The 25,961-nt window shown below is 70.7% G+C and carries 25 protein-coding genes and 1 pseudogene; 10 read left to right on the plus strand and 16 right to left on the minus strand.

Annotation, left to right across the window (positions count from 1 at the left end; genetic code table 11):
- Window positions 1-170: 170 nt before the first annotated feature.
- Together rsrA and AB0M56_RS07565 are read right to left on the minus strand one after the other, a co-directional pair.
- The gene (gene rsrA / locus AB0M56_RS07560; protein WP_220244017.1) at window positions 171-497 is read right to left on the minus strand and encodes a mycothiol system anti-sigma-R factor; all 327 of its coding nucleotides are present in this window, start codon (window positions 495-497) and stop codon (window positions 171-173) included.
- Window positions 494-1,120 carry a sigma-70 family RNA polymerase sigma factor gene (locus AB0M56_RS07565; protein WP_364172059.1) on the minus strand — a complete coding sequence of 209 codons (627 nt, stop codon included), beginning with the start codon at window positions 1,118-1,120 and terminating at the stop codon, window positions 494-496. The genes rsrA and AB0M56_RS07565 overlap by 4 nt, the downstream gene beginning before the upstream one ends.
- A gap of 189 nt (window positions 1,121-1,309) precedes the next feature.
- Here AB0M56_RS07565 and ybaK point away from each other — a divergent pair, with 189 nt between their 5' ends.
- From ybaK to AB0M56_RS07580, 3 genes are all read left to right on the plus strand, one after another.
- Window positions 1,310-1,786, plus strand: a complete 477-nt coding sequence (gene ybaK, locus AB0M56_RS07570) for a Cys-tRNA(Pro) deacylase (RefSeq protein WP_220244019.1) — start codon at window positions 1,310-1,312, stop codon at window positions 1,784-1,786.
- A 41-nt stretch (window positions 1,787-1,827) separates the two neighbouring features.
- Window positions 1,828-2,073, plus strand: coding sequence for a hypothetical protein (locus AB0M56_RS07575; RefSeq protein WP_364172061.1), 246 nt, complete (start codon window positions 1,828-1,830; stop codon window positions 2,071-2,073).
- 62 nt (window positions 2,074-2,135) lie between these two features.
- Complete coding sequence (locus AB0M56_RS07580) at window positions 2,136-2,498, plus strand: cytotoxic translational repressor of toxin-antitoxin stability system (RefSeq protein ID WP_364172063.1); 363 nt, start codon at window positions 2,136-2,138, stop codon at window positions 2,496-2,498.
- 4 nt (window positions 2,499-2,502) lie between these two features.
- Here the strand turns inward: AB0M56_RS07580 and AB0M56_RS07585 are convergent, their stop codons facing one another.
- Both AB0M56_RS07585 and AB0M56_RS07590 read right to left on the minus strand, forming a co-directional pair.
- Complete coding sequence (locus AB0M56_RS07585; RefSeq protein WP_364172064.1) at window positions 2,503-3,111, minus strand: alpha/beta family hydrolase; 609 nt, start codon at window positions 3,109-3,111, stop codon at window positions 2,503-2,505.
- On the minus strand, window positions 3,108-3,863 hold the full coding sequence (locus AB0M56_RS07590; RefSeq protein WP_364172066.1) for an SOS response-associated peptidase: 756 nt from the start codon (window positions 3,861-3,863) through the stop codon (window positions 3,108-3,110). Before AB0M56_RS07590 ends, AB0M56_RS07585 begins: the two co-directional genes overlap by 4 nt.
- 112 nt (window positions 3,864-3,975) lie before the next feature.
- Between AB0M56_RS07590 and rsgA the strand changes: the two genes are divergently transcribed.
- The 4 genes from rsgA (at window position 3,976) to AB0M56_RS07610 (ending at window position 8,268) form a co-directional block, all read left to right on the plus strand.
- Complete coding sequence (gene rsgA, locus AB0M56_RS07595; RefSeq protein WP_364172068.1) at window positions 3,976-4,986, plus strand: ribosome small subunit-dependent GTPase A; 1,011 nt, start codon at window positions 3,976-3,978, stop codon at window positions 4,984-4,986.
- A 100-nt stretch (window positions 4,987-5,086) separates the two neighbouring features.
- The gene (locus AB0M56_RS07600; protein WP_364172070.1) at window positions 5,087-6,298 is read left to right on the plus strand and encodes a cytochrome P450; all 1,212 of its coding nucleotides are present in this window, start codon (window positions 5,087-5,089) and stop codon (window positions 6,296-6,298) included.
- 210 nt (window positions 6,299-6,508) lie between these two features.
- On the plus strand, window positions 6,509-7,348 hold the full coding sequence (locus tag AB0M56_RS07605; RefSeq protein ID WP_364172072.1) for a hypothetical protein: 840 nt from the start codon (window positions 6,509-6,511) through the stop codon (window positions 7,346-7,348).
- A gap of 149 nt (window positions 7,349-7,497) precedes the next feature.
- Window positions 7,498-8,268: a hypothetical protein gene (locus AB0M56_RS07610; protein ID WP_364172074.1), complete on the plus strand. Its 771-nt coding sequence runs from the start codon at window positions 7,498-7,500 to the stop codon at window positions 8,266-8,268.
- A gap of 13 nt (window positions 8,269-8,281) precedes the next feature.
- Here the strand turns inward: AB0M56_RS07610 and AB0M56_RS07615 are convergent, their stop codons facing one another.
- Window positions 8,282-9,814 (minus strand): FAD-dependent monooxygenase, encoded by a 1,533-nt coding sequence (locus AB0M56_RS07615; protein WP_364172076.1) that lies wholly within the window; start codon window positions 9,812-9,814, stop codon window positions 8,282-8,284.
- 51 nt (window positions 9,815-9,865) lie between these two features.
- Between AB0M56_RS07615 and AB0M56_RS07620 the strand changes: the two genes are divergently transcribed.
- The gene (locus tag AB0M56_RS07620; protein WP_364172078.1) at window positions 9,866-10,582 is read left to right on the plus strand and encodes a TetR/AcrR family transcriptional regulator C-terminal domain-containing protein; all 717 of its coding nucleotides are present in this window, start codon (window positions 9,866-9,868) and stop codon (window positions 10,580-10,582) included.
- Window positions 10,583-10,589: 7 nt separating this feature from the next.
- Here the strand turns inward: AB0M56_RS07620 and AB0M56_RS07625 are convergent, their stop codons facing one another.
- From AB0M56_RS07625 to AB0M56_RS07635, 3 genes are read right to left on the minus strand one after another with little or no spacing between them, the layout of a single operon-like run.
- Complete coding sequence (locus tag AB0M56_RS07625; RefSeq protein WP_364172080.1) at window positions 10,590-11,090, minus strand: DUF4240 domain-containing protein; 501 nt, start codon at window positions 11,088-11,090, stop codon at window positions 10,590-10,592.
- Window positions 11,091-11,130: 40 nt separating this feature from the next.
- Window positions 11,131-11,622: a hypothetical protein gene (locus AB0M56_RS07630; RefSeq protein WP_220244028.1), complete on the minus strand. Its 492-nt coding sequence runs from the start codon at window positions 11,620-11,622 to the stop codon at window positions 11,131-11,133.
- Entirely contained in the window at window positions 11,619-13,025 is a 1,407-nt protein-coding gene (locus AB0M56_RS07635) for a wax ester/triacylglycerol synthase family O-acyltransferase (protein ID WP_364172082.1), read from the minus strand. The genes AB0M56_RS07630 and AB0M56_RS07635 overlap by 4 nt, the downstream gene beginning before the upstream one ends.
- Before the next feature lie 34 nt (window positions 13,026-13,059).
- Here AB0M56_RS07635 and AB0M56_RS07640 point away from each other — a divergent pair, with 34 nt between their 5' ends.
- Window positions 13,060-13,821, plus strand: a complete 762-nt coding sequence (locus AB0M56_RS07640) for an RNA methyltransferase (protein WP_364172084.1) — start codon at window positions 13,060-13,062, stop codon at window positions 13,819-13,821.
- On the opposite strand, the gene AB0M56_RS07645 is transcribed toward AB0M56_RS07640, so the two are convergent.
- Window positions 13,814-14,197, minus strand: coding sequence for an HAD-IA family hydrolase (locus AB0M56_RS07645; protein WP_364172085.1), 384 nt, complete (start codon window positions 14,195-14,197; stop codon window positions 13,814-13,816). The two genes, AB0M56_RS07640 and AB0M56_RS07645, sit on opposite strands and share 8 nt — an antisense overlap.
- Before the next feature lie 165 nt (window positions 14,198-14,362).
- On the opposite strand from AB0M56_RS07645, the gene AB0M56_RS07650 reads away from it, so the two are divergent.
- Window positions 14,363-14,851, plus strand: coding sequence for an Rv3235 family protein (locus AB0M56_RS07650; RefSeq protein ID WP_364172087.1), 489 nt, complete (start codon window positions 14,363-14,365; stop codon window positions 14,849-14,851).
- Window positions 14,852-14,884: 33 nt separating this feature from the next.
- Here AB0M56_RS07650 and AB0M56_RS07655 read toward each other — a convergent pair whose 3' ends face one another.
- The 7 genes and pseudogenes from AB0M56_RS07655 to mtrA all read right to left on the minus strand — a co-directional run bounded on the left by AB0M56_RS07655 (window position 14,885) and on the right by mtrA (window position 25,860).
- Window positions 14,885-16,093, minus strand: a complete 1,209-nt coding sequence (locus AB0M56_RS07655) for a cytochrome P450 (protein ID WP_364172089.1) — start codon at window positions 16,091-16,093, stop codon at window positions 14,885-14,887.
- 192 nt (window positions 16,094-16,285) lie between these two features.
- Window positions 16,286-19,192: a preprotein translocase subunit SecA gene (gene secA, locus AB0M56_RS07660; protein ID WP_364172091.1), complete on the minus strand. Its 2,907-nt coding sequence runs from the start codon at window positions 19,190-19,192 to the stop codon at window positions 16,286-16,288.
- Window positions 19,193-19,453: 261 nt separating this feature from the next.
- Entirely contained in the window at window positions 19,454-20,161 is a 708-nt protein-coding gene (gene raiA / locus AB0M56_RS07665) for a ribosome-associated translation inhibitor RaiA (RefSeq protein ID WP_364050270.1), read from the minus strand.
- Window positions 20,162-20,701: 540 nt separating this feature from the next.
- Window positions 20,702-21,064, minus strand: a pseudogene (locus AB0M56_RS07670) (ComF family protein); the annotation flags it as partial.
- Window positions 21,065-21,642: 578 nt separating this feature from the next.
- Window positions 21,643-23,394: an LpqB family beta-propeller domain-containing protein gene (locus AB0M56_RS07675; protein WP_364172093.1), complete on the minus strand. Its 1,752-nt coding sequence runs from the start codon at window positions 23,392-23,394 to the stop codon at window positions 21,643-21,645.
- Window positions 23,391-25,088 carry an MtrAB system histidine kinase MtrB gene (gene mtrB / locus AB0M56_RS07680; RefSeq protein WP_364172095.1) on the minus strand — a complete coding sequence of 566 codons (1,698 nt, stop codon included), beginning with the start codon at window positions 25,086-25,088 and terminating at the stop codon, window positions 23,391-23,393. The genes AB0M56_RS07675 and mtrB overlap by 4 nt, the downstream gene beginning before the upstream one ends.
- A gap of 94 nt (window positions 25,089-25,182) precedes the next feature.
- Window positions 25,183-25,860: an MtrAB system response regulator MtrA gene (mtrA, locus tag AB0M56_RS07685; protein WP_139099890.1), complete on the minus strand. Its 678-nt coding sequence runs from the start codon at window positions 25,858-25,860 to the stop codon at window positions 25,183-25,185.
- Window positions 25,861-25,961: the final 101 nt, after the last annotated feature.

Genomic DNA, 25,961 nt, shown 5'->3' on the forward strand with positions numbered 1-25,961 from the left:
CGCGTGAATACGAGGAGTGAAGCATGTCGAAGCGCGCCCGCAAGCGTCGCGACCGCAAGAAGAACGGCGCGAACCACGGCAAGAAGCCCAACGCCTGATTCCGGCGTCCGGACGCGACACGGCCCCCGCACCAGCTGGTACGGGGGCCGTCGTCGTGTTCAGAGCGTGGGTTACTCGCCGGTGCGCTGCTCGACGGTGATCTCGGTGCGCTCGACCGTCACGCCGCCGCGGGTGGCCACGGTCTGGCGGATCGAGGCGCGCAGGCGGCTCTTCAGCTCCGCCGGCGCCAAGTCACCGCCGCACTTGCGATGCAGCAGCTCCTTGATCTGCTCGTCGATGCCGTACTCCTCGAGGCACGGCGGGCAGTCCTCGATGTGGCGCCGCAGCTCGGCGTCGCGCAGGGGGCTGCACTCCTTGTCGAGGAGCAGGTAGATCTCCGAAAGCGCCTCTTCGCAGCGGACCTTGTCCTCGGTCCCCGGCGCGTCACCCGTGCTCATCGCTTCGCCACCTCCTCGCGGTCACCGCGGATGAAGCCGCGCTCGCGCGCGACGTCGGCCAGCAGGTCGCGCAGCTGGGCGCGACCGCGGTGCAGACGGGACATCACGGTGCCGATGGGCGTGTCCATGATCTCGGCGATCTCCTTGTACGCGAAGCCCTCGACGTCCGCCAGGTAGACGGCAAGCCGGAACTCTTCGGGCAGCTTCTGCAGCGCGCCCTTCACGTCGGTGTCGGGCAGGTTGTCCATCGCCTCGACCTCAGCCGAGCGCAGCCCGCTGGAGGTGTGGCTCTCCGCCTTGGCGATCTGCCAGTCGGTGATCTCCTCGGTCGGCTGCTGCACCGGCTGCCGCTGACGCTTGCGGTAGCCGTTGATGTAGGTGTTGGTGAGGATGCGGTACATCCACGCCTTGAGGTTCGTGCCGGCCTTGAAGGAGGCGAACGCCGCGTATGCCTTGAGGAAGGTCTCCTGGACCAGGTCCTCGGCGTCGGAGGGGTTCCGCGTCATCCGCATCGCGGCCGAGTACAGCTGATCGAGCAGGGGCATCGCGTCGCGTTCGAAGCGCTCCGCCAGCTCCAGCTCGTCGGCCGCCGTCTCCGGCGCGGTGTTAGGGGTGCTCGGCAAACCGTTCCCTTCCCGTTCGGCGTCGATGCGCTTCTGCGCATACGGCAACGCCGAGTTTACGCGGGGGCTCGGAAGGCCCGGCTCGGTGCTGCGCCTACGAGGGCGGGCAGTGGTAAGCGTCGTGGTCACGTCTCTTTCAACAGAACGTGGCGGCCTTCCATTCCCGGCCCCTTCGTAGACTCCGATCCCATGGCGGGCAAGGGAACACCGGCGACGGCACTGCTCACGAAACACAAGGTGGCGCACACGTTGCATTCGTACGACCACGACCCGCGCGCCGAGTCGTACGGCCTGGAGGCCGTCGAGGCCCTGGGCCTGGAGGCGGCGCGCGTCTTCAAGACGCTGGTGGCGGACGTCGACGGCAAGCTGACGGTGGGCGTGGTGCCGGTGACGGGGTCTCTGGACCTCAAGGCGCTGGCCGCCGCGGCCGGGGGCAAGAAGGCGCGGATGGCGGATCCGGCGGCTGCCCAGCGAGCTACCGGGTATGTGCTCGGGGGGATTTCGCCGCTGGGGCACCGGAGCCGTCTGCCGGTGGTGGTGGACGAGTCGGCTTCGGGGTTTGCGACGGTCTACTGCTCGGCTGGGCGGCGGGGGCTCGAGGTGGAGCTGGCGCCTGGGGATCTGGTGCGGTTGACGGGGGCTGTGGTGGCTTCGATCGCCGGCTGACGAGTCGTGAACGCCTGGTTGTCCACACCTGGGGGAAGTCTGTGGGCAACCAGGCGCAGGGCCGCGTGGCCACGATGCGCCGCGACAACGACACGGTGGCGGCCGATGCCGAGACCTTCGACGACGCCGTCGCCGACATGGTGGGGGCGCTGCGGGAGTACGCGGACGACTGGCAGGACCACCTGCGCGACGCGCCGACCCACCGGGACAACTGGAGCCTGGTCCAGCTGATCGAGCTCAGCAGCGACGCGGACCTGCAGACTTGGCTGGTGAACAGCGGCCGATGACGTGGCCGGCACCGACCCGGGCGGATCACGACGCGTTCTGCCGAGCCGAGGGATGGCAACTCGTGCGGGATGCGCGGGAGCGCTCCGTCACGCACCACGTGACCTACGAGCTGCACCTGTCCGACGGGCGCGTGCTGCGGACGAGGATTTCCCGTCGGCCGAACCGGTCGACCTACGGACCGCAGATGTGGCGCGCGATCCTGCGTCACCAGCTCTGCGTGACCGAAGCCGAGTACTGGGCGTGCGTGCAGGACGATGTGGTCCCGGAACGGTCCATCGCGCGTCCGGTGGCCGAGGCCGGCGTGCCGGCACAGGTCGTCCACACGCTGATCCACCAGGTCGGTATCCCCGACGCCGAGGTCGCCGCGATGAGCCGCGAGGAAGCGATCGCGCGCGTCAACCAGTTCTGGACCGAGGGCGCCTGACCACTCAGAGGTGCGGCCTCAGCACCCGCCCCAGCCACTCCGCCGCCGCGCGCGACACCGCGTCCAAGTCAGCCGACAGCGTGTGGTCCCCCGAGACCATCACCACCTCGTGGTGCGGCCCCGCCGAAGGACGGCCGAACGGATCCCGCTCGCCCTGCACCACCAGGGTCGGCACCTCCACCGCATCGAGCTCCGGCTGCCGCGTCTTCTCCGGCCGGCCCGGCGGGTGCTCGGGAAAAGCCAGGCACAACACCGCCACAGCCTGACCGGCCGAAGCAGTCCGGCAGGCCACCCGCGCGCCCGAGGAACGGCCACCGAAGACCAACGGCAGGTCGTCGAGGTGCGCCGACAACTCGTCCGCCACAGCCAGCCAAGCCGTGTCCAGCTGCTTCGCCGGTGCGGGCGCCCGGCGCCCCGCCACCCGGTACGGCTGCTCCACCAAAGCCACGTGCACCCCGGCCGCCTTCGCGGCCTGCGCGACCGCCACCAGGTCCTTGGCCCCGATCCCCCCACCCGCGCCGTGGCCGAGCAGGAGCGCGGCGGCGCCGTCCTTGGCGCAGTGGAGCTCGGCGCGCGCGGGGCCGTGGGGGGTGTCGATCTCGAGGGTGGTCATGGCGCGTCGAACAGGGTTTCCGAGGCGGCGGGCTCGGCGCGCGTGAGCAGTTGGGGGCCGTTGTTGCGGACGTTGTTGACCAGCGTGGAAATCGGTCGCAGCTCGAGCGACTCGACGAAGTCCGGCGGCGTGGGCACGAGGAGACCGTCCACGGAGGACTGGTCCGGGTCGAGCCAGCCGTCCCAGTGCTCGCGCGGGACGACCAGCGGCATGCGGTCGTGGATGCCCCGCAGCTGGCCCTCGGCGTCGGTCGTGATGATGGAGAACGTGATCAAGGGCTGCTCGTCGGACGAGCCGTCCTTCGGGCGCCAGCTCTCCCAGATCCCGCCGAACGCGAGCGACGAGCCGGAAGGATCCGTCATGTAGAACGGCTCCTTCTCCTTGCCCGCGCGGCGCCATTCGAACCAGCCGTCGGCCGGGACCAGGCAGCGGCGCGACTTCAAAGCGCGTTTGAAGGCGGGCTTTTCAGCCGCCGTCTCGGCGCGTGTGTTGATCATGCGCGAGCCGACCGAGGGGTCCTTCGCCCAGAACGGCACGAGGCCCCACTTCATGATCCGCAGCGACCGCTCGGCGGGCTCGTCCTCGAGCACCTGCCCCTCGGCGTCGCGGGGGTGGCGCTGGACCACGGTGACGACGTTCTTGGTCGGCGCGACGTTGTAGTCCTCGCGCGCGGCACCCTCGGTCAAATCGACCGCCGCGAACTCGTCGATCAGCTTCGCCGGGTCCTTCGTCGCCGCGTAACGGCCGCACATGCCAGCCTCCTCACACCTCTCAAGACGCCATCGTTACACGCAGGCCGGGCCGGGCGCGACCGGCATGGGATCATTTCGACCAGGCAGGACGAGCGGGAGGACGGTGGGCGGTTTGGCGCGAGGCGACTGGAGCAAGCTGGACGAATCCGACGTGCGGGTTCGCCCCGGCAAGGGCACCAGGCCCCGGACCAAACGCCGGCCCGAGCACGCCGACGCCGTCACCGCCATGGTGATCGGCAAGGACCGCGGCCGCTGGACGTGCGCCGTGAACGCCGACCCCGAACGCGTGGTCACGGCCATGCGCGCCCGCGAGATGGGGCGCGTCTCCGTGGTCGTCGGCGACATGGTCGCCCTCGTCGGCGACGTCTCGGGGCTGCCGGACACACTCGCGCGCATCGTCCGCGTCGACGAGCGCACCAGCGTGCTGCGCCGGACCGCCGACGACACCGACCCGTACGAGCGCGTGGTCGTCGCGAACGCCGCCCAGCTGCTGATCGTCACGTCACTCGCCGATCCCCCGCCGCGGACCGGATTCATCGACCGTTGCCTGGTCGCCTGCTACGCGGGCGGGCTCGAGCCCGTCCTCTGCCTCACGAAAGCCGACCTGGCCAGCCCCGACGAGCTGCTCGCGAGCTACGCGGGCCTCGACGTGCCGGCCATCGTCACGCGCCACGACGAGAAGCCCGAAGGCCTGGCCGAGCGCCTCGAAGGCCGCGTGTCCGCGTTGGTCGGGCACTCCGGCGTCGGCAAGTCAACGTTGGTCAACCGCCTGGTGCCCGACGCCGAGCTCGCCACGGGCGTCGTCAGCTCCGTCGGCAAGGGACGCCACACGTCCGTGGCGGCCGTCGCGCTGCCGCTGCCCCTCGCGGGCCGCGGCTGGGTGATCGACACGCCGGGCGTGCGGTCGTTCGGGCTGGCACACGTGACCGCCGACGACATCGTGAACGCCTTCGAGGAGTTCGCCGAGGCCGCCGAGGAATGCCCCACGAACTGCGGTCACCTCGGCCCGCCGGAGGACCCGAACTGCGCGCTCGACGCCGTCGTCACCGAAGGCCGCGCGAGCGCTGAGCGGCTGGCCTCGCTGCGTCGGCTGCTCGTTTCACGCGCGGGTGGCGCGGAGTGACTCTTGATCACGGGAAAACGGGCGCTGACGGCGGCCGGAGGTTGGCAACCGCGCGCGGAGCCGATGGGGTGGGAATCCCCACCACAAGGAGCCGCCGCCCGTGCCGACCGACCCCGAGGCCTACCCCCTCGACATCGAGTACGTCCAGAATCCCCACGAGATCGAAGCGAAGCTGCGGATCGAAGCATCCGTCCGGCTGGTGCAGACACCGCGGGGAATGCGGTCGTGGCTCGTCACCAGGTATGAGGACGTCAAACAGGTCCTGACCAGCCCGGACGTCCACAAGGACGAGGGCAGGCGCGCCCAGATCATCGCCGAGCGACACGGCCCGTCGTTCGCGGTGCTGTCGCCCGCCTTCCGGCTGCTCGAAGTCCACATGCTCAACAGCGACCCGCCGGACCACACGCGGCTGCGGCGGCTCGTCGCGAAGGTGTTCACGACCCGCGCGATCGCGCGCCTGCGGCCGCGGATCGAGAGTGTGACCGCCGAGCTGCTCGACGCGATGGCCGGGCAGGATCGGGTCGACCTGGTCGCGAGCTTCGCCGCGCCGCTGCCGATGATCGTCATCTGCGAGCTGCTGGGGGTGCCCGAAACCGACCGCGAGAAGTTCGGCTCGTGGGTCGAGGTGATCACGTCGGCCGGTGATCAGCGGCTCGTCGAGGCGTCCGAGCTGTTCCTGGCCTACCTGCGTGAACTCGTCACCGCCAAGCGGGCCGAGCCGGCCGAGGACTTGCTGTCCGACCTGGTCGCCGTGACCGACAGCGGCGACCGCCTGTCGGAGCAGGAGCTCGTCGCCATGGCCGAACTGCTCGTGATCGCCGGGCACGACACCACGGTCAGCCTCATCGCCAACGGCACGCTCGCGCTGCTGCGTGCCCCCGCGCAGCTCGCGGCTCTGCGGGCCGACCCGTCGCTCGTGCCGAATGCCGTCGAGGAGCTCCTGCGCTACGACGGACCGGTGCACATCGCGACCACGCGGTTCACCACCGCCCCGATCACGGTCGGTGGCGTCGAGATCCCGGCGAACGAGTTCCTCTCCGTGTCGCTGCTTTCCGCGAACCGCGACGGCGAGCGGTTCGCGGATCCCGATGAGCTCGACGTGACCCGACCGGCCGGCGGGCACCTGGCGTTCGGGCACGGCATCCACCACTGTCTCGGCGCGCCGCTCGCCCGGTTGGAGGGAGCGATCGCGCTCGGCGCGCTCATCGAACGGTTCCCCGCGCTTCGGCTCGCCGACGGTGCCGATCCAGCGCGGTGGCGGTTCTCGACGCTGATGCACGGGCTGGAGGAGCTGCCGGTCGCGACCCGCTGAAAGCGGCCGGAACCTACGGCCGTCACCGCGCGTCCCATGATTACTCCGCAGGTGGACGACACAACGGGTGATCGAGTACCCAAATCGTGATCGAAAGGGCGTAACCGTTGCCCCGATCCAGCGATACTGCGGGTGGAGTAATGACCTTCCTAGGGGGATTGCATGCGCAAAACCACTTTCGTCGTCGCCGCGGGTGCCGCGCTGGCGCTCGTGCTGACCGGCTGTGGTTCGAAGGCTGAAAACGGCGCCGCCGGGCCGGCGGGGGCGAAGCCGGAGCTGGGGCTGGCCGCGCCGTTCTCGAACGTGATCGAGCTGGCGGCGGCGTCGAAGCAGGGCACGCAGAAGTCGAAGTCGTCGAAGATGTCGATGGAGATGACGGCAGACGGCAAGACCATCACCGCGCAGGGTGAAGCTGCGTATGGAGCACAGGGCACGACCTTTCACATGACGGTCGACGCCGATGGCGAACAGACCGAGATGATCTTGGTCGACAACGCGACGTTCTTGAAGATCCCCGCCGACCAGGCCACTCAGCTCGGCACCGACAAGCCGTGGCTGAAGATCTCGCCGGATGGCGACGACCCGATCTCGAAGGCGCTCGCCGGGAGCATGGCGCAGGCGGGTCAGCAGAGCGACCCGACCCAGCTGCTCGACCAGCTCTCGGAAGCCGGCAAGATCGTGAGCTCCGACCAGACCGAGCTCAACGGCCAGAAGGTCAACCACTACAAGATCGACATTGACATGGTCAAGGCTCTCGACAAGTTGCTGAAGGCTTTGCCTGAGGAGACCAAGGCGAAGGTGAAGGAAGCGGCGCAGGGCAAGAACATCCGGATTCCGATGGAGCTCTGGGTCGACAAGGACCAGCTGCCGCTCCAAATCAGCATGGACGAGAGCGAAATGGTCAAGGAGATGGGCGGTAACGCCGCCTCTGCCGGCACCGGCAAGTTCGTCGTCAAGTACAGCGACTGGGGCGTCCCGGTAACCATTGCCGCTCCGCCGGCCGACCAGGTCGCCGACATGGGCGAGCTGATCAAGAAGATGGGCGGCTGACCGCTCGCTGCTTGACCCGAAGGGCGCCTCGACAACCGTCGGGGCGCACTTCGCGTTACTACGGGCAATTCCACTTCCCCCGAACGGGTCTTCGGAGCCGTCTGTGCTTTTGTAGGGTCTCTTTCCGCCGGTCAGGACGGGGTTTCCGGATGCGCAGGACGGCTTTGGCGTGCGCCGCGCTGCTCGTGATCGGCGGGTGTTCGGCTTCGCCCGAGCGGTTCTCCGACGCCCGCGCCCTGGCCGACGCGGCCGTCGCGGCGACGAACGCCGGTCACTCCGCGAAGTTCACCACCGACGTCGCCGCGGGCGCCCTCGTGTCCCACGGCCAGGGTGAGGCCGTGTTCGGCCCCGGCGGGACGGCGCTGCAGATGACCACGGACTACGTCGGCGAGCCGCTGGAGCTACGCCTGGTCGCGCAGACGCTGTACGCGAAGGTCCCCCCGAGCGCCCTCGACCAGGTGACCGGCCGCAAACCGTGGGTGAAGGTCTCGCCCGATGGCAGCGACCCGTTTTCCCAGGTTCTCGGCGGCAGCCTCGCGCAGCTCGCCGAGCAGAACGACCCCGTGCACACGCTCGAACAGGTCCGCACCGCCGGCACCCTCACTGCCGGCGACACGACCACCCTCGACGGCACGGACGCCTCCCACTACCGCGTCGACGTCGACCTGGCCCACCTCGGCGCCGAGCTGCCCGCGGGCCTGCCGGCGGACGCGCAGCTCGGTGGCACGAAGGTTCCCCTCGACCTGTGGCTCGACGAGGACAACCGGCCGCTGCAGCTGGTCCTCGACCTGTCCCCCGTCCTGCGCGGCTCCGGCGGCCAGGGCAGCGCCAGCATCACGGCGCGCTACTCGGCGTGGGGCTCACCGGTGAACGTCACGGCCCCGGCGGCGGACCAGGTCGGCACGCTGATCGGTGGCTGACACCGGCGGTGGTTCAGCCCACCTGCGCGGGTTCGGGTGAGTGCGCGCCGGCCCACTGGTGCAGGACCGTCGCGAGATCGGCGGGGTCGGGGGTGTCCGTGGCCCAGGCGACTATGCCGTCCGGGCGGAGCAGGAGGCCGATTGGGGTCGTGAGGGCGTCGGGGACGGTGGTGACGCGGGTGGACCACGGGGCGGCGAGAGACGCGAAAGCGCCGTCGGGAGTGCGGTCGAGCAGGACGAACCCGCCCGAGTGGGTGTGGTCGGCGAGGCGGGAGCCGTCGGACAGCCACACGTCCGGGACGAAGCGGCCGATCAACGGGTGGTCGCCGGGCAGGTCGAGACGCTGGGTGACGCCGGAGATCTTCTTGACGGCGTGGGTGGCGCCGTCGGAGGTGGCGAGCAGGTCGGCCACGACGGTGCGCAGCGCGGCCGACTTGGGGTCGCCGCGCAGGACGCCGATCTGGGCGCGCGTCCAGTCCAGGACCCAGGCGCCGAGGGGGCGGCGTTCGGCGTCGTAGGTGGCCAGAAGGCCGTCGGGAGCCCAGCCGGCGATCACGGCGCCCAGTTTCCAGCCCAGGTTCATCGCGTCGCCGACGCCGAGATTGAGGCCCTGGCCGCCGAACGGCGGGTGGACGTGGGCGGCATCGCCGGCGAGGAAGACTCGGCCCGAGCGGTAGGTGGCGGCCTGGCGGGTGTTGTCGGTCCAGCGGGTGGCCGTGCCATGCAGGGCGGTGAGGGTGACGTCGGTGCCGGAGACGCGGCGCAGGCTGCTCTGCACCTCCTCCAGGGTGACGGGCGCCGCGCGGTCGGCAGGGCCGCCGTCGAACTCGACGGTGGTCACGCGGCCGGGCTGCGGGCCGCAGCGGTAGGCGCCCGCGGCCGACCATGCCCAGCTGTCGGCGAGCTTCTCCGGGTCGGCGATGTCGGCGACGGCCAGGCGCCCGGTGAGCTCGGGGGCGGTGCCGGGGAAGTCGATGCCGGAGAAGCGACGGACGGCGCTGTGCCCGCCGTCGCAGCCGACCAGCCACGCCGTGCGCACCGGGCCGGCCGTGGTGTCGACGAGCACGCCGTCGCCGGTGTCTTCGAGCGACGTGACCTCCACCCCGCGCCGCACCGGCACGCCGAGCCGCGCGACGTGCTCGGCCAGCAGCGCCTCCAGCTCGCGCTGCGGCACCAGCCGTGCGCCGTCGACGGCGGTGTGGGCGGCGAGGTCGGGATCGGACCAGTCGACAAGGCCGGCGTCGAGCACCAGGCCCGCGAAGTGGCCGGTGAACCGCGGGCCTTCCCGTTTCCCGACCAGGCGCGCGAACGACCCCACCTGCCCGAGCAGCTCCCGCTGCACCTGCTCGGCCGCCGGCAGCAGGCCGCGGCGGTCGAGGGCCTCGGCCGTCGGCACGTTGATCGCGCCGGCCTTCACCGCCTGGTCCGGCTCGGTCAGCCGCTCCAGTACCTGCACTTTCACGCCGGACAAGGCCAGCTCGGCGGCGAGCACCAGGCCCACCGGGCCGGCACCGACCACGGTCACGTCTAAGCGTTCGTCAGACACGAACAATGTTCTATTTACGAACGTTGTTCGTGTCAAGCTAGGGTGGTTCCCGTGAACCCGCGAGAGCGACGCGCGGCGCGCCACCAGCCGCCGAACCTCCAGGCCGACACCCGACCGCGGCGCCGTCGCAAGCCCCCGATCGTGGAGCAGGTCATCGACACGGCCCTGGAGGTGATCGCCCGGGAGGGCTACGAGGCCCTGACCATGCGGCGCCTGGCCGACGCCCTCGACACCGGACCCGCGTCGCTCTACAACCACGTGGTCAACAAGGCCGACCTCGGCGAGCTGCTCATCGGACGGCTGTGCTCCGAGCTCGCGCTGCCTTCGCCTTCCACCGAGGAGTGGCGCGACCAGATCCGCGACGTGTGCGAGCAGCTGCGCGACCAGTACCTGCGCTACCCCGGCATTTCCAGCGCCGCGTTCGCCATGGTCCCCACCGACCTGGAAGCCGTGCGCGTCAACGAAGGCATGCTCGCGATCCTGCTCACGGGCGGCGTCGCGCCGCAGACCGCCGCGTGGGCCATCGACGCGCTCCTGCTGTACGTCGCGTCCTACTGCCTGGAGCTCTCCATCGCCCGCCGGCGCTCAACCCTCGACGACACCGCCTGGGTCCTCGACCGCGACGAACTCCGCCGCCGCCTCACCGCCCTGCCCGCCGAGACCTTCCCGCACACGACGCGCCACGCCACGGCACTCACGGCCGGCGAGGGCCACGACCGGTTCGACTTCACGGTGGGGTTGATGATCGACGGTCTCGACCACCGTTAACCCCGGCTCAGGCGGCGAACAGCGCAGACAACCGCGGTAACCGTTCCCGAGCCGAATCCGGATCTTCGACGTCGAAGTCCGGGTCCAGCGGCGGCAGCGCAACGGGCGAGTCCTCCGGAAGTGGTTCCCCGGTAGCGGCGAGATAGGCCGCCGAAGTGAAGTACAGGATCTCTTCGCACTCCAGCTCCTCGCCCTCAGCGGCGGCGGCGCGGACGGCCGGCACGTCGGCCAGCGAGTCGGGGTCGGCGAGGGCGCGGGTGAAGACCTCGCGGCCCTGGGTGAGGAGCCAGCCGCGGAAGTAGTCGAAGCCGTCGTCGGAGCAGCCGCCGTTGATGAGGTACGCGGCGGCCCACAGGGGGCTGCGGTAGGACTCCGTGAGGAGTCCGCCCAAAACCCCGTGCGCGGCAACGATTTCCGCGCGCGGGCGGGCCGCGAGCAGCTCGCCGGCGCGGGCGGCCACGTCGGTGCGGGAGGGGTCGATGAGCTGCCAGAAGTCGAGTTCCGTCACGAGACCGAACTCTGCCAGCCGGGTCCGACAAAAACGGGGACTACATCAGCTCCAGCAAGAACGGCAGCTCCTGCGGCGCATACCAAGCCAGCTCATGGTCCTCCGCATCACCCAGCACGAACTCGGCGTCCTCGTCGCCCAGATCGGCGGCGTCGATCACGGCGGCGGCCGCGGAGACGGCGTCGGCGGCTTCGGCGGAGTCCACGTGGATCGCGGCGATCCGGCTGAGCGCGACGGGGCCGTCGAGGCGGACGACGGCGGCGTCGAGGTCCGCGCGCAATGTCACGTTGTCCACGTCGGCCGAGACGACGGCGCGGCGGGGCTCGCCCTTTTCCTCCGCGTTGATCAGGCGCAGTGACGCACGTGCGGCGTCCAGCAACGCGGCGTACTCCAGCTCTTCGTCGGAGCCGCTCACGTACGCCTCGCGCAGCCCGGGCGTCAGCGCGAACGCCGTGCCGCTGCGGGCCCGGAACTCGCCGTTCGACTCGAGTTCGCGGAGCATCGCGATCGTCGCCGGAATGTAGACCCTCACCAGTGCGCCCCCTTCAGCTCTTCCAACGCTTCTTCGATCATCCCGCCGAGGAGGTCGACGTCGAACGCGGCCTTGCGGTCGCCGTTGAGTCCGAAGTAGACACCGCCGTGGTAGGACGTGACCCCGATCGCCAGCGCCTGGGTGCGCATCAGCGGCATCACCGGGAACATCTCGATCAGTTTCGCCTCACCCGCGTACACCGGTTCCTGCGGCCCCGGCGAGTTGGTGATCATGATGTTGAAAATCCGGCCCGACAGCGAACCGCCGGCCCGCGCGCCGAGCGAATGCAGCGTCGCCGGGGCGAAGCCGCTCACCTTCAGCAGCCCGCGCGCGGCGACGGAACGGCCGGAGTCGAGGTGCTCGGTCATCGCGTGGCCGACGTGCTGCAGCCGCAGCACGGGGTTCGGCTCGCCCACCGGCAGGTCGACGAGGTAGGCCGCCACCTGGTTGCCGACGAGCGCCGGCGTGGAGTACTCGGCCGTGTCCTCGTCGCGCACGGCCAGGGGCACCAGCGCGCGCACGGTGGCCGTGGACGTGAGGTTCACCCCGCGCGACAGGAGCCACTCGCGCAGCGCGCCGGTGATCGCGGTGAGGATCACGTCGTTGACGGTCCCGCCGTGCTCCGCGCGGATCTTGCGGAAGTCCTCCAGCCGCGTGCGCACCACGGAGAACAGCCGGCCGCCGGACACGCGCACGTTGAGCGGGCCTTGCGGTGCCGGGTTGACGACCGTGCGCAGCGTCGACGCCACATCGCCCAGCGTCTCGGCGACCTTGCCGACCGACGTCAGCGCGTCGTTGGCGGCAGAGCGGACGTTCTCCACCAGCTCACCCGGGCGTTGCACGGCCTCGCTCACGGCGTCGAACACCAGCTGCGCGCGGCTCGGTTCGCGCCGCGGCGTCCAGGTGTCCTCGTACGGCTCGGGCGGCGCCGGGGCGTCGTCGAGGATGAGCTGGCCGAGGTCGATGGTGCCGATACCGTCCACAACGGACTGGTGCGTCTTCGTCACCAGCGCCACGCGGTCGCCGGCGAGACCCTCGACGAAGTAGGCCTCCCACAGCGGGCGTTCGGGTGCGAGCCGGCGCGACATCAGGCGCGCGACCAGGTCGAACAGCTGCTCGTCGGTGCCCGGCTGGGGCAGCGCGGAGCGGCGGACGTGGTAGTTGAGGTCGAAGTCGACGTCGTCCACCCACACGGGCCGGGCGAGGTGCCCGGGAACGTCGAGCACGCGCTGGCGGTAGCGAGGCAGGAACGGCAGGCGCGAGCCGACGAGGTCGAGCACCTGCGCGTAGTCGAGCCCACCGCGTGGCCGCTCGAAGATCGCCACGCCGCCGACGTGCATCGGGGTCGCGTGGTCCTCGACGTACAGGAACGAGGCGTCGAGCGCGGACAGGCGGTCGGGCATGGGCCGATCCTTACACAGTGCGAGACTGACCGGCGTGGGTGATGAGGCGGAGGTTTCTCCGAAGGACCGGTTCCTGACCGTCTACGGGCGCAAGCCGGTGCTCGAAGCGCTGGCCGACGACGGGCTGCAGGTGGACAAGGTCATCCTCGCCGACACCGCCCGCGGCCCGGCCGCCGCGGAGATCCAGCGCGCCGCGAAGGACGCCGGGGTGCCGGTGCAGCGCGCGAGCGCCCACCGCGTGAAGGTGCTGGCCGGCAACGGCAAGCAGGACCAGGGTGTGCTGGCCGACGTCGTCGCGCCGCGGATGCGCTCGCTCGCCGCCGCGCTCGACGACCGCCGCCCGCCCTCGCGAGTCCTGCTGCTCGACGGCATCACGACGCCGGCGAACGTCGGCATGATCCTGCGCACGGCAACCGCCGCCGGTCTGGAAGGCGTGATCGTGCCGAGGCGGGGCGTGGCCGCGTTGGACCCGATGGTGGTCAAGGCTTCGGCCGGCGTGGCGTTCCGCGCGCCGGTGCTGCGGTGCGGCAGCGCCCGTGACGCGGCGGAAATGCTGACGGACGCCGGCTATGGCCTGTACGCACTGAGTGCATCGGGCAAGTCGACGGTGTTCGACGTTTCGCTCCCCCAGCGGGCGGCGTTCGTCCTGGGCGGGGAGACGGAAGGCGTGGGCGCGGCCGTGGCCGAGCTGGTGACCGAGTGGGTCTCCATCCCGATGCCCGGCGACGTCGAGTCCCTCAACGTCTCGGCGGCGGCCGCGGTGCTGTCGTTCGAGCTGGTGCGACGGACTAGCTGAAGAGAGCGGCCAGCTCTTCGAGGGTGCCCTCCATCGTGACGTGGTGGATGGCGACCATGCCAGCCTCGGCGGCGCCGCGGACGTTGCGGGCCGCGTCGTCCACGAACGCGCAGGTGGCGGCGGCGAGGCCGAGGCGTTCGGCGGCCACGAGGTAGATCTCGCGGTCGGGTTTGGCCACGCCGACCTCGCCGGAGAAGACCAGCGTGTCGAAGTAGTCGCCCAGCTGGTGGCGGACGGCCGACGTGGCGCCGGGCGCGTTGGAGACCAGGCCGGTGCGCGTGCCGCCGGAGCGGATGGCGCGCAGGTAGTCGTAGAGCAGGTGGGCGTCGGGGTCGGTGAGGACGCCGGCGTAGTCGACCAGCAAGCCTTTGAGCACGGGCTCACCCTAGCGATCCGCGTGCGCGGCAACGGGCGTAGCGCATCTTGCAGATCGGAATGGGCGGTTTCGCGGATTTCGCCGGATCAGGCGCAGGCAGTCCCGGTTTCGGCTTTGTCCGGGCACTACCTGCAGCGGATCGTCCGCGTTTCAGGGGAGGAACACATGACGACCCACCGCCTCCGGGGCCTCGCGGGCAGCGAGCCCGCCGCCCGGCCCCGCACTGTCCGCCACGTCACGCGGCATCGCCCGCCGGTCCGCGACCTGCCACCCGCGGGCCACAACGTGGTGCAGCTCCTGGGACCCCCGAGCGAACGCCAGCTGACCGGCCGCCTCAACGCCATCCTCGAAGTCCTCGGCGGCCGCCGCGCCGCGGCGCAGGTGCAGAACCTCGTCGACCCGGCCTTGTTCGCGCGGCTTCTGACGCACAGCCGCCTGCCGAGCACGCGGCATCGGGTCGGGACGCTGCACCTGTGCCACCCGACGGATCTTGCGCTGGAGGCCGCGACGACCATTCGGAATGGGCCTCGGGTGCTCGCTTTGGCGGCGCGGTTCGAGCGGACACGGACGGGGTGGGTTTGTACGCGGTTCCACTTGCTGGCGCCGCGGCTGGGGCCGGCGCGTGCGGTGCCGGCGCGTCCGTCGGCTGCTTGATGGGACGGGTGTCCCGAACAGCAGGTCACGGCGTCAGCCGATCGCCACCGGGAGTTGGGACAGGCCGCGCATGGTGATGGTCGGGTTCCAGGTCGGGGGGCCGGCCAGGTGCAGCGCCGGGGTGCGGACGGCCAGTTCGCGCAGGGCGGTCTGGCCTTCGAGGCGGGCCAGGGGTGAGCCGAGGCAGAAGTGGATGCCCTGGCCGAAGGCGAGGTGGCGGGAGGGCTCGCGGGTGGGATCGAAGGTGTCCGGGTCCGGGTGGGTGGCGGGATCGCGGTTTGCGGCGCCGATGAGGACGATCGCCTGGGCGCCGGGGGCGACGTCGGTGGTGCCGATGCGCGTGGGCTTCAGCGCGACGCGGCTGGTGAGCTGCACCGGGGAGTCGTGGCGCAGGACTTCTTCGACGGCATTGGGCGCGAGGGCGCCGTCGTCGCCGAGGGAGCGGAGGCCGGCGTCGGTGCCGAGCAGGGCGAGGACGCCGTTGCCGATGAGGTTGGTGGTGGTCTCGTGCCCGGCGACGAGCAGGAGGGTGAGCGTGACCAGGAGCTCGGCCTCGGTGAGCTTGTCGCCCTGATCGGTGACGGCGACGAGGTCCGACAGGAGGTCTTCACCGGGGTTGCGGCGGCGTTCGGCGGCCAGTTCGCGGAAGTAGGCGTTGAACTCGCGGCCGGCGTCGCCCGCTTCTTCGAGCACGGAGTCGGCGACGAGGAACGCCGGGTCGAGGGCGCGGGCCAGCGCGTGCGACCACTCGGCGAAGCGCGACCGGTCGGCCATCGGGACGCCGAGCATCTCGCTGATGACCTCGACCGGCAGCGGCGCGGCCAGCGCGGTCATCAGGTCGGCCGAACCGGCGTCGATCAGGTCGGAGATCAGGCGCGCGGTGATGTCCTCGACGCGCGGGCGCAGGCGCTCGACCATCCGCGGCGTGAAGGCCTTCGACACGAGCCGGCGCAGGCGCGTGTGGTCCGGCGGGTTGAGACCGAGGAACGACACCACCGGGCGGCCCTCGGCATCGACCAAGTCGTCCGGGTGGCGGGTGGCCGGGTCGAGGACCTCGGGCCGCGGGTGCCCGAACGCGGGATCACGCACGACCTCCGTCGCCTCCGCCAGGCCGCTCACCACGAGGAACCCCGGCGCGATCTCGGCGACGGGCTCGGCCTCACGCCACTTGCGGTACAACGGGTACGGGTCCGCTTTGTACTCGGGCGCGAACATCTGTGTGAAGGTTTCCAGGTCAGCCACGGCTCTCCCCCTCGACGGCACCACCGACCACGTTAGGCGCGTAGGCGAATCCCGTCACGTGAAGGCGGCCGGCCCCCGCCCTTCGAAGAACTTCGTCGGCAACAGCGGTGCTTCGCCGCCCGAACGCGACCCCGGCGTAGCGCACAAAGAGGGCGGGCCACACGAATGCGGCCCGCCCTGGAAAAACCTGCGTCAGCGACGCGGGCCCTTCTTGCCCTTCTTCGCCTGCGCGCGCTCGGCGGCGCGGCGTTCGCGGCGTGTGTTGCCCGCGCCGGCGCCGTCGGAGTCGGCACTGTCCGAATGGGACTCAACACCGCCGCCCTCGGCGGGGCCGGACATGGTCAGTCCGGATTGGACGCCGCCGCCGACGCCCTTGCCGCGCAAGGCCGACGGCACCGACTCGGTGTCGGTCGTGGGCGGCTGGGGCGGGGTCGGGCGTGAGTGGCGGCCGCCGTCGTCGCCGAAGGAAGCGGCCGCGGCGCCCGTGGCCGACGTGATGCCCGCGGGCAGCGCCGACGGGTCCAGCTGCGGCGCGGGCTCGGGCTCGCTGCGCTCGACCTGGAGGTTGAACAGGAAGCCGACGGCCTCCTCCTTCAGCGATTCGAGCATCGCGCGGAACATGTCGAAGCCCTCGCGCTGGTACTCGATCAGCGGGTCGCGCTGAGCGAGTGCCCGCATGCCGATGCCCTCCTTGAGGTAGTCCATCTCGTAGAGGTGCTCGCGCCACTTGCGGTCCAGCACGGTCAGCATCACCTGGCGCTCGAGGCGGCGCATCGCGCCCTCCTCGCCCACCAGCTCGTCGATCTCCGCCTCGCGCTTGTCGTACGCCTCGACCGCGTCGTTGACCAGCGCCTCGCGCAGGCCCTCGGCGTCGAGGTCGCCGTTCTCCACCAGGTCGTCCCAGTTCAGGCCGACGGGGTAGAGCGTCTTGAGGGCGGTCCACAGCTGCTCGTGGTCCCAGTCCTCGGCGTAGCCCTCGGAGGTGGCTCCGTCGACATACGCACCGACGACGTCCACGGTCATGTGCTCGATCTGCTCGCGCAGGTCCTCGCCCTCGAGCACGCGGTGGCGCTCGGCGTAGATCACCTTGCGCTGCTCGTTCATGACCTCGTCGTACTTGAGGACGTTCTTGCGCGTCTCCATGTTGAGCTGCTCGACCTGCGTCTGCGCGCTCTTGATGGCCTTGGAGACCATCTTGTGCTCGATCGGCACGTCGTCGGGCAGGCGCATCGTGGTCATCACGCGCTCGACCATCACGGCGTTGAACCGGCGCATGAGGTCGTCGCCCAGCGACAGGTAGAACCGGGACTCGCCCGGGTCGCCCTGACGGCCGGAACGACCGCGCAGCTGGTTGTCGATGCGGCGCGACTCGTGGCGTTCGGTGCCGAGCACGTAGAGACCACCGGCCTCGCGGACCTGCTCGGCCTCTTCCTTGGCACCGGTCTTGATCTCCTCGAGCACCTTCGGCCACGCGGCCTCGTACTCCTCGGAGTTCTCCACCGGGTCGAGCCCGCGCTCGCGCAGCACCTGGTCGGCGATGATGTCCGGGTTGCCGCCCAGCACGATGTCGGTACCGCGACCGGCCATGTTCGTGGCGACGGTGACGGCGCCGACCTTGCCGGCCTGCGCGACGATCAGCGCCTCCCGGCCGTGGTACTTCGCGTTCAGCACCTCGTGGGGCACGCCCAGCTTCAGCAGCAGCTTCGAGAGGTGCTCGGATTTCTCGACGCTCGTGGTTCCGACCAGCACCGGCTGGCCCTTCTCGTGCCGCTCGGCGATGTCCTCGGCGACGGCCTCGAACTTGGCCTGCTCGGTCTTGTAGATCAGGTCGGCGCGGTCGGCGCGCACCATCGGCCGGTTCGTCGGGATCGGCACCACACCCAGCTTGTAGGTCTGGTGGAACTCCGCGGCCTCGGTCTCGGCCGTACCGGTCATGCCCGAAAGCTTGTTGTACAGGCGGAAATAGTTCTGGAGCGTGATCGTGGCGAGCGTCTGGTTCTCGGCCTTGATCTCGACCTTTTCCTTGGCCTCGATCGCCTGGTGCATGCCCTCGTTGTAGCGGCGGCCCACCAGGATGCGGCCGGTGAACTCGTCGACGATCGTGACTTCACCGTCGCGGACGATGTAGTCCTTGTCCTTGTTGTAGAGCTCCTTGGCCTTCAACGCGTTGTTCAGGTAGCCGACCAGCGGCGTGTTCGCGGCCTCGTAGAGGTTCTCGATGCCGAGCTGGTCCTCGACGAACCGCACGCCCTTCTCGGTGACCGCCACGGTGCGCTTGCGCACGTCGATCTCGTAGTGGTACTTCGAGTTGATCAGGTTGGTCTTCTCGACGCGCTCGCGCGAGCCCATCGTGGTGGTGTCGATGCCCTGCATCAGCGGCGCGAGGCGGGCGAACTCCATGTACCACCGCGACGACTGGTCCGCCGGCCCCGAGATGATCAGGGGCGTGCGCGCCTCGTCGATGAGGATCGAGTCGACCTCGTCCACGATCGCGAAGTTGTGCCCGCGCTGCACGCACTCGTCGAGCGACCACGTCATGTTGTCGCGCAGGTAGTCGAAGCCGAACTCGTTGTTCGTGCCGTAGGTGACGTCGGCCTCGTAGTGCCGGCGGCGCTCCTGCGGGTCCTGCTCGGCGAGGATCACGCCGACCTCGAGCCCGAGGAAGCGGTGGATGCGGCCCATCCACTCGGCGTCGCGCTTGGCGAGGTAGTCGTTGGTGGTGACGACGTGCACGCCGTCGCCCGACAGCGCGTTGAGGTAGGCCGGGAGCACGCAGGTGAGGGTCTTGCCCTCACCGGTCTTCATCTCGGCGACCTGGCCGAGGTGCAGCGCCGCGCCGCCCATGATCTGCACGTCGTAGGGCCGCTGGCCGAGCACCCGCTTGGCGGCCTCGCGGGCGACCGCGAAGGCCTCCGGGAGCAGCTCGTCGAGCGACTCACCCTTGCCGTACCGCTCTTTGAACTCGCCGGTCTTCGCCTGCAGTTCGGCGTCCGACAGGTCCTTCACGTCGTCTTCGAGGGTGTTGATGTGATCGGCGATGTTGCGCAGCCGCTTCACCATCTTGCCCTCACCCGCGCGGAGCAGGCGGTTCAGCACCATCCGGTCGACCTCACTAGCTGATCATGATCGCACCCGAGCCGGTCCCGGGCTTGTGGGCACGGCGCGCACTCGTAGTGCGGCGCCGCCGTCTCACCACATCGTAGGGAACACACAGTGGTCCGCGCACGCACGTGCTCGCAGAAGGTCACGAGAGGCCCCTTCGCACCCTACTCCCGGCACGCGGGTGGCCCGCACGCGCTCGCGTGCGGGCCACCCGTGGCACCGGCCGGCTCCCCCTCCGGCCGCGCCGGCTCGGCAGGCTCAGCCGCCGAGCCGGATCACGCCGTAGTCGAAACCCTTCCGCCGGTACACGACGCTCGGCCGCCCGGACTCGGAGTCGTTGAACAGGTAGAAGTCGTGACCGACCAGCTCCATCTCGTAGAGAGCCTGGTCCACCGACATGGGGTCCGCGTTGTGCTTCTTCTCGCGGACTACGCGGCCGGGCTGGTAGCCCAGATCGTCGTCTTCCCAGCGTTTCTGCTGGGGCAGGGTGATCTCACCGGAGCTGACGGCCGCGAAACCATCGGTGATCGGTTCGGCCGTGTCCGCGGCGGGTGCCTCCAGCACCGCCGTGCTCGCTGTGGGACGGGCGACGGCGTCCGGCGATCCGCCGGCCATCGCCATCGAGGTCGCCTCGGCGACCGACTCCGGGCGGCTGCGCCCGTAGTGCACGCGCCTCCGGTCGTGTGTCCGCCTCAGCCGGTTCTCCAGCTTCGTGACGGCGGAGTCGAGCGCTGCGTAGAAGTCCGCGGCGCACGCTTCGGCGCGCACGGCCGGGCCGCGGCCCTTTCCGGTGATCTCGACGCGCTGGCAGCTCTTCGCCTGCCGGCGGTTCGGCTCGTGGAACAACTCCACGTCGTACCGGATGACCTTCTTGTCGTAGCGCTCAAGACGGGCCAGCTTTTCGCTGACGAGTGCCCGGTAGTGGTCGGGCACCTCCACGTTGCGGCCCTTTACGACGATGTCCATACACGACCTCCCTCGCTGAGATGACTGCGAGCTGTTGTGTGTTCACACGGCGCCGGTAGTGCGGGGACGGAGCCCGGATCTGGCGGGCTGAGAAGAACTCGATGGCCGGTCACGACGTCTCGTGGCGGATGCTCGAGCGCGGACTCAGCGCGCCTCCGGCGCCAGGGACATGGGCTGCACACCTCCCTGCCTGCGGGGATTGCTGATAGCGGAGCACGTTAGCTTCATCACGCCTCTCGCAACAGCCCCCGGGCCGGGGGATGTCACGATTCGGGAACCCGTTACGGCGCGCAGCGAAACCCCCGTGTGCAGCCCGAAATCCCGCCCCTGACGGCCGAACGCGAGCGATGCATTTTCACGCGTACGGCGCAACGGTGCGGGAGCCCGGAAGCCGAGAGTCACGGCCCGCCGCGCCACAGCCGCCACCCCGGTGGAGTGTTCGGCCGCCCGCGTGAATCCGAGCCAGACCCTCATGTCCCGACAACGGGCGGCCGTCGCGCCGCGTTCCCTCTTGACGTCACTCGTGTAGGTGACGTCTGCTCACCCTGCGGCGAGCAACGCGACCACAGCCGACACGGCGACCCCGGCGTCGGTGAGTGCCCGCACGCACGCGGCCGCCGTGGCACCCGTGGTGACCACGTCGTCGAGCACCACGACCCGGCTGCCCGGCGGTGGCCGGCCGGCGGGCACGAACCGCAACCGCCCGGCCAGGTTGGCGACGCGCTCCGCCCGGCTGAGACCCACGGCGTCGCGGGCGCCCTTCAGCGCGAGAGCGGGCGCGACGAAGGCCTCGGCGCCCGTTTGGGCGAGACAGCGCGCAGCGGCCTCGGCGAGGCGCTGCACGTGCGGGCCACCACGGAGGCGTGAAGCCGAGCGACGGCTCGGTGCCGGGACGAGGCACCACGGCCCGGCGCGCACGGAATCCCCGGCGGCTGTGCAATTCCAGGAGACGGTGGAATCTCTGCGGACCTTGGAATCCCTAGGGAAGGTGGAATTCCCGGGGACAGCGGGCTTTACGAGGCGGAGATCGGTGGGCGAAGACCCGACGAAGGTCGGTTCATCGAACGAAGGTCCACCGAGTGAGTGTCCCTCGCGGCGCGGGCCGGCGCGGGAAGCATCGGGGCGGGGAGAACCGGCGCGAGGCAAGGCGGCCAGCGCGGACGCGAGCACCCGTCCGAGTGCCGGCGCCACATCGCGGCGCCCGCGCTCCTTGTAGGCGATCAAGACGCGCTTGGCGACACCCTGGTAGCGGGCCAGCGCGTACGCGGGCGCGAGACCGGTCAGCGGCGCGCGGACCACCTCCGTGAGTGACCCCCACACCCGCGAACACTCCGCGCAGCAAGGGACACCCCGGGCACCACAGCCGGCGCAACGGGCGGGAACGAGCAGATCGAGAACCATGACTCGCAGTGTGCACCCGGGCACCGACAGTTTCGGCACCCTCGAGCCCCGCCCGGCGAAAACGAGCGGAATAACCCTCGTCAGCCCGGGTAGAACGGCGTCGCGTTGAGCATCGTGTGGGCCTGGGGCCGCCAGACCTCACCCAGTTCGGTGGCGTTCCACAGCCCGCCCGGGTCGGCCACCACGATGGGCCGGTTGGGTGCGGCCGTGACCGCGGTGACCGGCGCGGTCAGGTTCGAGCCGTTGAACGCGTCCATCCGGCGCCCGTCCACGGAAACGCGCTGCACGGGCTGGGAACTCGCCGACGTGACGACCACCAGCGTGTCCGCCGTCGAACCCCAGTCGAGGTCCACGACGTCCGACAGGTCACCGGGCTGGAGCACGCGCGGCTCCCGCAGCGTCACCGTGTCGCCGTCGCGCACGACCGCCGCGACCACGAGCTGGCCGTTGACGATCGCCGCCACGCGGGCGCCGTCGCGCGACAGGCGCAACGCGTCGATGTCGGTGCCGAGCGCGAGCAGGTCGTTGGCGTTCACGCTCTGCCGCAGCCAGTGGCCGGTCGGGTCGAGGACCATGCGGGCGACGATCGAGTGGTCCACCACCGTCCACACCTCACCCGACGGACCGGCCCCGCTCGGCGCGGGCCGCCACGTCGGACGGCTCAGCGAACCGCCTGAGAGGTCCACCAGCGGCAGGTCGCGGCCGAGGTCGCCGACGCGCAGCTGCACGCGGTCACCGCTGCGTTCCACCACCGCGAGCCGCTTGCCGTCGATCGACTGCGCGGCGCTGACCACGGCGTACTCACCGTTGCCCGCCGGGCCCGCCACCGGCGCGCCGTCGGTGAGCGAGCGGATGCGGCCGTCGACGGTCATCAGGCCCTGCAGATCGGGGCTCGGCGAGGAGGCGGCGCTGTAGTTCGGCACGTCGCTGCTTCGCCAGTACTCCATGCCGCGCACCAGCGGCTGGCCGTCGGCGAGCAGCCGGATGCGCGTGGACGTGACGGCCTGCATCGACAGCACGATCTGCGCCGCGATCAGCGTTCTCGTCTCGGGGCTCGCGCCGGTGAGCCCCGAAAGCTGCACGAGCAGCGAGCCGTCGTCGGTGTTCTTCACGTTCGTGTCGAGCGTGACCTGGTCGCCCAGCAGGTTCTTCACGGCCCCGCCGAGCCCGGCCGACGGCCCCTGCACGATCAGGTCCATCACGCGCCCCGGCAGGCCCGACTGCGGCTTCGCCGGCACGTACCGCAGGTCGGGCACGAACGTGCCGGAGTCGGGCGAGTAGAAGCTCACCGGGACGCGGTTGTAGTTCGCCTCGAAGTCGTCGTCGGTCACCACCAGCGTGGCCGGCGGGGAGGAGATGCGCCACTCACCGCTCGGCTGCTTGCGCACCTCGATCGTGAGCTCGGCCGAGCCGGAGCCGGGGATGAACGCGGAGTCGCCGCTCAGTGTGCCCAGGGTGTAGCCGCGCAGCCCGACCTCCCGCACGTTCGGGTCGGGCGGCGTCGTCGAGGACGGCGGCTGCGGCGGGGTCTCGTAGACGGTGCTGAACGTGTTGTCGATGATCGTGATCGCCCGGCTGGGTTTCCACGTGCTGCGCTGCTGGTCGTCGAGGTACGCCCGGGCGGCGGCGTTGTTGGACCGCGGGTCGCCGTTGTTGCGGATGAACTCCCGCACGATGTCGAGCGCGGCGAGGCCGTGCGCCGGCTCGGGAGCGTCGTTCGCCACCGGCGGCGTCGAGTCCACGGATACGACCAGCGGCTGCGACTCCAGCGGTACGTTGGCGCAGCCGGCGAGCAGCAGCAGACACGCCAGCGCGGCGAGAACACGTCTCACCGGCCGACCTCCTCGCGGTCGGAAACTCGCTCGGCGTCGCGGTCGGCGAGGATCGCGTCGGGCGCCGGCTGCACCTCGAGCACCGACGACGGCGACAGCGTGATCTCCGACGTGGCGTCGGGCGGCGGCAGGCGCAGCGGGTTCTCCTCGATCGGCACGTTCTGGTGGCGGGGCAGCACGAGCCGGAAGCAGGCGCCCTGGCCCAGCTCGCCCCACGCGTCGAGGACGCCACCGTGCAGCCGCGCGTCCTCCTGGCTGATCGCCAGGCCGAGGCCGGTACCGCCGGTGCGCCGGTTGCGCGACGGGTCGGCGCGCCAGAACCGGTTGAACACCAGGTCGGCCTCGCCCGCGCGCAGGCCCACGCCCTGGTCGCGCACGGTGATGGCCACCGCCGTCTCGTTCACGGCGACGGTGAGCTGCACCGGTTTGCCCTCGCTGTGGTCGACGGCGTTGCCCAGCAGGTTGCGCAGGATCCGCTCCACGCGCCGGGCGTCGACCTCGGCGGAGGCGTCCTCGTCGGGCAGGATCAGCTCGACCGAGCTGCCCGCGGTCCCGGCGATCACGCGCACCTGCTCGACCGCGCGCGTGGCGATGGGCCGCACGTCGATGTACTCGGCCGACAGCTCTTCGACACCGGCGTCGAGCCGGCTGATCTCCAGCAGGTCGCCGAGCAGCGCCTCGAAGCGGTCGAGCTCGTCGACCAGCAGCTCCGTGGACCGCGCGAGGCCGGCGGGGAACTGCTCGCGGGACGCGTGCAGCACGTCGGCGGCCATGCGGACGGTGGTGAGCGGGGTGCGCAGCTCGTGCGAGACGTCGGAGGTGAACCGGCGCTGCAGCCCGCCGAACTCCTCGAGCTGGCGGATCTGGCGCTGGATGCTCGCGGCCATGCCGTTGTACGACACGGCGAGCTTCGCCAGGTCGTCTTCCCCGACCACGGCGAGGCGCTGCTCCAGGTCACCGCCCGCGAACTGCTCGGCCGCCGCGGCGGCCTGGCGGACGGGCCGCACCACCTGCCGGACCACCAGGTTCGTGATGCCGGCCAGCAACAGCAGCAGCACGAGCCCGCCCACGAGCAGCGTGTTCTGCACGGTCGACACGGTGTTCTGCTCGCTGGTCAGCGGGAACAGCAAGTACAGCTGCAGCGGGCTCGCCACCGAGCTCAGCGGCGTGCCCACGATGAGGTACGTGGTGTTCGCGTTGTTCTCGGAGACGGTGTGCTCGACGCGCGCGAGGTTGCCGCCTTCCACGAACTGGCGCAGCCGCACCGGCACCGACGTGAACGGACCCACGAACACCGGGTCGGCGTCCGACTGGTCGCGCCCGACGCTCGCGAGCACCGGCTCGAACGTGCCCGCCGTGGACCCCGCGGGCGACGCCGACGTCGTGGAGATCTTTTTCAACGCGTTCTCGAGCCGCGTGTGCAGCGCGTCGGGCGACTCGCCTCCGACACCCACCAGCTCGCGCGCCGCGGTGTCGGCCAGTGCCTGCGTCTGCTCGACGGCGGCCCTGCGCTTCGTGTCGAGCAGGCGCTCGGTGATCTGGTTCTGCAGCACCATGCCCAGCACGAAAACCACGGCGGCCGACAGCGCGAGCGTCGAGATCGTCACGCGGAACTGCAGCGAGTGGCGCCACAGCTCGTTGAACGCCACCACCCGGCGGCGCGCCAAGACCACGAGGCGCCGTACGAAGCGCATCGTGGCTCGGGCGAAAGCGGTCAGCCGTCCCACCTTCGGGTGACTCTTTGTCCCGGCGGGTGGGCCGGCTGCCGCGGAAGCCGTCATCGCCTCATCACGGCGGGCCGGCCTTGTAACCGACGCCGCGCACCGTCAACACCACCTCGGGGTGCTCCGGGTCCTTCTCGACCTTCGACCGCAGACGCTGGACGTGCACGTTGACCAGCCGCGTGTCCGCCGCGTGGCGGTAGCCCCACACCTGCTCCAGCAGCACTTCGCGGGTGAAGACCTGGCGCGGCTTGCGGGCCAGCGCCACGAGCAGGTCGAACTCCAGCGGCGTGAGCGGGATGGCTTTGCCCTCGCGGGTGACCTCGTGGCCAGGCACGTCGATCGCCAGGTCGCCGATGGTCAGCGACTCGGCGGGCTCGGCCTCGGTGCGGCGCAGGCGGGCGCGCACGCGGGCGACGAGCTCCTTCGGCTTGAACGGCTTGACCACGTAGTCGTCGGCGCCGGACTCCAGGCCCAGCACTATGTCGACGGTGTCGCTCTTGGCCGTCAGCATCACGATCGGCACGCCGGACTCGGCGCGGATCGCCTTGCAGACGTCGATGCCGTTCATGCCGGGCAGCATCAGGTCCAGCAGAACCAGGTCCGGTTTGAGCTCGCGCAGCGCCGGCAGCGCGCGCGAACCGTCCGCGACCACCGCGGTGTCGAACCCCTCACCGCGGAGCACGATGGTGAGCATCTCCGCCAGCGCGGGGTCGTCGTCGACCACCAAGACACGTGCCTTCATGAGCACATGTTCGCACTACTTGCGCCGCCGTCGAGCACGACCCGCGCGTTTGACCACCAGAAAGATCAAGATCGCGAGCTCGGATTGCTCCATCCGGGCGC

Origin of the sequence: Amycolatopsis sp. NPDC051372 (assembly GCF_040682095.1) — a bacterium.
GTDB lineage: Bacteria > Actinomycetota > Actinomycetes > Mycobacteriales > Pseudonocardiaceae > Amycolatopsis.

What these genes read in the sequence shown, in the direction of transcription:
- rsrA (WP_220244017.1), bottom strand. Translation starts at nt 497, where the DNA reads ATGAGCACGGGTGACGCGCCGGGGACCGAGGACAAGGTCCGCTGCGAA.
- ybaK (WP_220244019.1), top strand. Translation starts at nt 1,310, where the DNA reads ATGGCGGGCAAGGGAACACCGGCGACGGCACTGCTCACGAAACACAAG.
- AB0M56_RS07585 (WP_364172064.1), bottom strand. Translation starts at nt 3,111, where the DNA reads ATGACCACCCTCGAGATCGACACCCCCCACGGCCCCGCGCGCGCCGAG.
- AB0M56_RS07590 (WP_364172066.1), bottom strand. Translation starts at nt 3,863, where the DNA reads ATGTGCGGCCGTTACGCGGCGACGAAGGACCCGGCGAAGCTGATCGAC.
- AB0M56_RS07610 (WP_364172074.1), top strand. Translation starts at nt 7,498, where the DNA reads ATGCGCAGGACGGCTTTGGCGTGCGCCGCGCTGCTCGTGATCGGCGGG.
- AB0M56_RS07635 (WP_364172082.1), bottom strand. Translation starts at nt 13,025, where the DNA reads ATGCCCGACCGCCTGTCCGCGCTCGACGCCTCGTTCCTGTACGTCGAG.
- AB0M56_RS07650 (WP_364172087.1), top strand. Translation starts at nt 14,363, where the DNA reads ATGACGACCCACCGCCTCCGGGGCCTCGCGGGCAGCGAGCCCGCCGCC.
- secA (WP_364172091.1), bottom strand. Translation starts at nt 19,192, where the DNA reads ATGGTGCTGAACCGCCTGCTCCGCGCGGGTGAGGGCAAGATGGTGAAG.
- raiA (WP_364050270.1), bottom strand. Translation starts at nt 20,161, where the DNA reads ATGGACATCGTCGTAAAGGGCCGCAACGTGGAGGTGCCCGACCACTAC.
- mtrB (WP_364172095.1), bottom strand. Translation starts at nt 25,088, where the DNA reads ATGCGCTTCGTACGGCGCCTCGTGGTCTTGGCGCGCCGCCGGGTGGTG.
- mtrA (WP_139099890.1), bottom strand. Translation starts at nt 25,860, where the DNA reads ATGAAGGCACGTGTCTTGGTGGTCGACGACGACCCCGCGCTGGCGGAG.